The sequence below is a fragment of the Desertivirga arenae genome (assembly GCF_017355785.1).
Classification (GTDB): domain Bacteria; phylum Bacteroidota; class Bacteroidia; order Sphingobacteriales; family Sphingobacteriaceae; genus Desertivirga; species Desertivirga arenae.
Genome location: NZ_JAFEWE010000033.1, coordinates 1 through 1,790 on the forward strand (window position 1 = coordinate 1; position 1,790 = coordinate 1,790).

Annotated in this window: 1 rRNA gene; it reads left to right on the top strand. The window is 48.3% G+C overall.

Going from position 1 to position 1,790, the window contains the following annotated elements:
* The first annotated feature begins 194 nt into the window (after nucleotides 1–194).
* Nucleotides 195–1,715 (top strand): 16S ribosomal RNA (locus tag J4N24_RS25355).
* The last annotated feature ends 75 nt before the right edge of the window (nucleotides 1,716–1,790 follow it).

Here is a 1,790-nt window from a genome sequence, read left to right on the forward strand (position 1 = left end):
AAATAAAGCTGAACCGAGACGGAGAGGCGAAAAAGTTCTTAAAAAGATTAATCAGATAGCATAACGGGAAGGAAACTTTTCGTTAGAAAAATTATCCAAAATCAATTTTCTCGGATAGACAAAATAACCGAAGCAATTCGGAAAACAACGATTCTATTTGAGATATAATAGGGTCAGCGAAACAAACATTCATTACAATGGAGAGTTTGATCCTGGCTCAGGATGAACGCTAGCGGCAGGCCTAATACATGCAAGTCGAACGCGATTGGGGAGCTTGCTCCCCATGAAAGTGGCGCACGGGTGCGTAACGCGTATGCAACCTACCTTAATCAGGGGGATAGCCCGAAGAAATTCGGATTAACACCGCATAACATAACAGAATGGCATCATTCAGTTATCAAATATTTATAGGATTAAGATGGGCATGCGTGACATTAGTTAGTTGGTAAGGTAACGGCTTACCAAGACGACGATGTCTAGGGGATCTGAGAGGATGACCCCCCACACTGGTACTGAGACACGGACCAGACTCCTACGGGAGGCAGCAGTAAGGAATATTGGTCAATGGGCGAAAGCCTGAACCAGCCATGCCGCGTGCAGGAAGACTGCCCTATGGGTTGTAAACTGCTTTTGTCGGGGAATAAACCTCTTTACGTGTAAAGAGCTGAATGTACTCGAAGAATAAGGATCGGCTAACTCCGTGCCAGCAGCCGCGGTAATACGGAGGATCCAAGCGTTATCCGGATTTATTGGGTTTAAAGGGTGCGTAGGCGGCTTTTTAAGTCAGGGGTGAAAGACGGTGGCTCAACCATCGCAGTGCCTTTGATACTGAAGAGCTTGAATAGACCTGAGGTAGGCGGAATGTGACAAGTAGCGGTGAAATGCATAGATATGTCACAGAACACCAATTGCGAAGGCAGCTTACTAAAGTCTAATTGACGCTGAGGCACGAAAGCGTGGGGATCAAACAGGATTAGATACCCTGGTAGTCCACGCCCTAAACGATGAACACTCGATGTTAGCGATATACAGTTAGCGTCTAAGCGAAAGCGTTAAGTGTTCCACCTGGGGAGTACGCCCGCAAGGGTGAAACTCAAAGGAATTGACGGGGGCCCGCACAAGCGGAGGAGCATGTGGTTTAATTCGATGATACGCGAGGAACCTTACCCGGGCTTGAAAGTTACTGAATGATCCAGAGACGGATCAGTCCTTCGGGACAGGAAACTAGGTGCTGCATGGCTGTCGTCAGCTCGTGCCGTGAGGTGTTGGGTTAAGTCCCGCAACGAGCGCAACCCCTGTGAATAGTTGCCAGCATTTAAGGTGGGGACTCTATTCAGACTGCCTGTGCAAACAGAGAGGAAGGAGGGGACGACGTCAAGTCATCATGGCCCTTACGTCCGGGGCTACACACGTGCTACAATGGATGGTACAGAGGGCCGCTACTTAGTAATAAGATGCCAATCTCAAAAAGCCATTCACAGTTCGGATTGAGGTCTGCAACTCGACCTCATGAAGTTGGATTCGCTAGTAATCGCGTATCAGCAATGACGCGGTGAATACGTTCCCGGGCCTTGTACACACCGCCCGTCAAGCCATGAAAGTTGGGGGTACCTGAAGTACGTAACCGCAAGGAGCGTCCTAGGGTAAAACCGATAATTGGGGCTAAGTCGTAACAAGGTAGCCGTACCGGAAGGTGCGGCTGGAATACCTCCTTTCTAGAGCCGGGAAAATTGCCCGTTATGCTAACGATTAGTTTAAAAGAAAAAAGAAGAAACCCAAAAAGATAAGCC